Origin of the sequence: Thermogutta sp. (genome assembly GCF_014359955.1) — a bacterium.
Taxonomy (GTDB): domain Bacteria; phylum Planctomycetota; class Planctomycetia; order Pirellulales; family Thermoguttaceae; genus Thermogutta.
On record NZ_JACIYL010000568.1, the window covers coordinates 1 to 2,946 of the forward strand.

At 58.7% G+C, this 2,946-nt stretch carries 2 protein-coding genes; one reads left to right on the forward strand and one right to left on the reverse strand.

Annotation, left to right across the window (positions count from 1 at the left end; translation table 11 throughout):
• Window positions 1-384: 384 nt before the first annotated feature.
• Window positions 385-1,824, reverse strand: coding sequence for a porin (locus tag H5U08_RS14490; RefSeq protein WP_297034545.1), 1,440 nt, complete (start codon window positions 1,822-1,824; stop codon window positions 385-387).
• 461 nt (window positions 1,825-2,285) lie between these two features.
• On the opposite strand from H5U08_RS14490, the gene H5U08_RS14495 reads away from it, so the two are divergent.
• Window positions 2,286-2,946, forward strand: a 661-nt coding sequence (locus H5U08_RS14495) for a beta-galactosidase (RefSeq protein WP_297034548.1), incomplete at its 3' end; no start/stop codon positions are given.

The window sequence follows — 2,946 nt, forward strand, 5'->3', positions numbered from 1 at the left end:
CTGGTTAACCGGCAGCGCCAGGGTGGTGAAGGCTCAAGCCTTCACCGAAAAGCGGCGATGAATCGCCGCACTCCATATGGAGTGCGGGGCTTTAGCCCCGCTTTATGCGAGGGACTTCAGTCCCCGCCAAACACCAATAGATGACCCCACGTTGAGAAGCGGACCCGACAAGCGGGTCCCTCCGAAAGGTCCCTCCATATGCGGTAGGGGCAATTCATGAATTGCCCCTACCATGTAATCAGCGGTAAGTAGACCTTACAGGCACATCCCTCCGGAAGATGCCGAAAACGCCGGCCACGGCGAGGCGGCCGGCGTTCGCGAACAACTTCTCCGGGTCACATTATTCCGATCAAATTGGCCAGGGAAGCGGCGGACAAACTGCGATCAGAAGGTGAAGATCGCATCCACGGCGAATGTCAACTGGGAATCGCTGGAGCCGCCGTCGAACGGCAAGCCGGTGGGGCCGGCGAGGCCGTCGTACCAATCCCAGCGGATTTCCGGCCGCACAAGCCAGTTTCCATTGGGACGCCAGTTGAGGCCCCATGTGATTTCGTAGAAATTTCCCGCAAATCCACGTCCACTCCAGGCGCGAATTCCCGGGATATTGCCTGGTCCGGCGATTCGCACACCGTCGTCATCCCGCAGCCACTCCACCCGCATGCCGGCGGACCAGCAGGGGTTGATGGTATAGAGGAAATACTGGTTGAGACCGTACCACTCGGCGTCCTGGCCGCCGGGAGCCGCCCGGTTTTCCGTGCCGAGATTGTGAACGAGTACGTACTTGAAGCGCTCCGTCATCTGCCACTGGACGACCAGGCTGTACACGAACCGATCCTGATTGGCTGCGTCGTCCTGCGGACCGGCAGAAACCGCATAGGCAACGCTCAGACGGTTATCCTCCGAATGCCACTTGACTCCGCCCATGAAATCCAGCCGATCGTTGTTATCCTCGAATTGCATCCAGCCACGATGGAAACCCGCCTGGAACGAAAGAAGCGGGGTCAGTCGGTAATCAAACAGCATCCCGGTGACCAGTTGCGGTACGGTGTAGCCATAAGAATACGAGTGGCTGTAAAAGGGATTCATGGGCCCGGGAACGGCTTCATAGTCAAGGATTCCCGCAAAATGTCCCATCTTTACGGAAAGGCGGTTGTAGGCCAGTTCCAGGTAAAACTGGGGAAGCACCATCCCGTAAGTCTGCAACCCGTTGATGCGGTCTTCCAGACCGTTGTTGATGCCGAATCGCCAGTCGGTGCCGTACATCATGTCCACGTGCCCGCCCCAGGCCCAGCCACAGCCACCGTTGTCGGCCGGGCGATCGAAGTACAGCCACAATTGGTTCATCTGGTATTCGTGGTCCAGATCGTTGGTGGCCACGGGGCCGTTGAACTGGTCCGGCGGCTCCTGAGCGTTGAACGTGATGCCCTGCTCCAGCCAGCCACCCACGCGGATCCCTAACCTTTCAAGAAACCGTGGTTGGGGGATGGTCCAGCGGTCAGGGCAGGCGGCAGGACACGGCCGGACAACCGCGGCCGACTCCTTTGCCAAAGTCGATTCCGGGACCGGCGCCAGTGGAGCGGGCGCCGCTTCTTCCAGTCCTGAAACAAGCTGGGCAAAATCCCGTTCCGGTACCTTGTCGGGTTCATTCAGGGATACGACCGGCTGAAGCTCGGAAACGGGCGTGGAATCGCTTGGGTCAGTCAAGACGGGGCCTTCCTCATCCGGCCAGCGGGGTGGCCATTCGGGCAACTCCCGAGCTAAAATCACCGGCGCAAGGACCGCTCCCATGGCGGCGGCCATCAAAAAACCTCGCCAACTTTCCATGGATATCCTCCCTTCAGCCACACAAAGGCACATGGGGCAGGAAGCCGGCCGGGAGAAAGCGCTTTTTCTGTGCAGCGGCTTCCTGGCGGGATGATGCAGTGAATCTTTTTGCTCAAACTGATCGTCCGGAGTGGTCGGGTCGACCACCCCGACGATTCAAAGAACGCCCTCCCTTACTAGCTGTCGGCAAAAGATCGGTCGTCGCGTTTTTGTGTTTTCTGCAGGACATGCGGAAAATGCGCGAGATTCTGAAGGTGCGGGTCTGGTCGTGCCAGCTAGGTAAAATAAACCGCCTGGGTTTCTCGTGCGTCGCAAGAATGCTAGCTGGAGCACCAAAAGACATGCGGGATATCTTTCCCGCGTCTTTTCTTAGCCGCCACAGTTTGGTACGCTGCTAAAGCTTTCCCGATCGCGCACCAAGGTCCTTCGGCGTTCTTCGTCAACTGAGAAGGAGACCCAAGATGCTGACTTCAAACGGCAAAAGATTTTTGCATTGGGCAGCCTTTATCGTGCTGATGGCATGGGCGACGCACGCGCGGGGTGCGGGCAATCAGAATTGGCAGGTCATTCGTCCGGTCGATAACGGCGCTGCTCTGGAGAACCCCGGAATGGGCTGGGTCCTCCACTATTATGACAATGTCCCCGCCCACTATGGATCGCGGCTGGAACCCTCGGATACCGTGGACGAATTTCCCGGACTTACCGTGATCTACCTCCGCATCCCATGGTCGTACCTGGAGCCCGCGGAAGGCCAGTACTGCTGGTCGGTCCTTGACACCCCCGCTCAACGCTGGATATCCCGAGGTAAGAAAATCGCCCTGCGGATCAGCTGTTCGGAATCCTGGACGCGTTACGCAACACCCGAATGGGTCGAGAAAGCCGGGGCCAAAGGGTACAACTTTCGTGTAGGGCAGGGCGTGGCAGAAGATGGCCCGTTCTGGGAACCGGATTACAACGACCCGGTTTTCCTGGAAAAACTGGACCATTTTTTGGCGGCCCTGGCAGCCCGCTATGACGGCAATCCCGAGGTTGCGTTCGTCGATGTGGGCTCGTTCGGCGTTTGGGGGGAAGGCCATACCTTCAGCAGCACGCGGATCAAATATCCCGCCGAAACCGTCATCC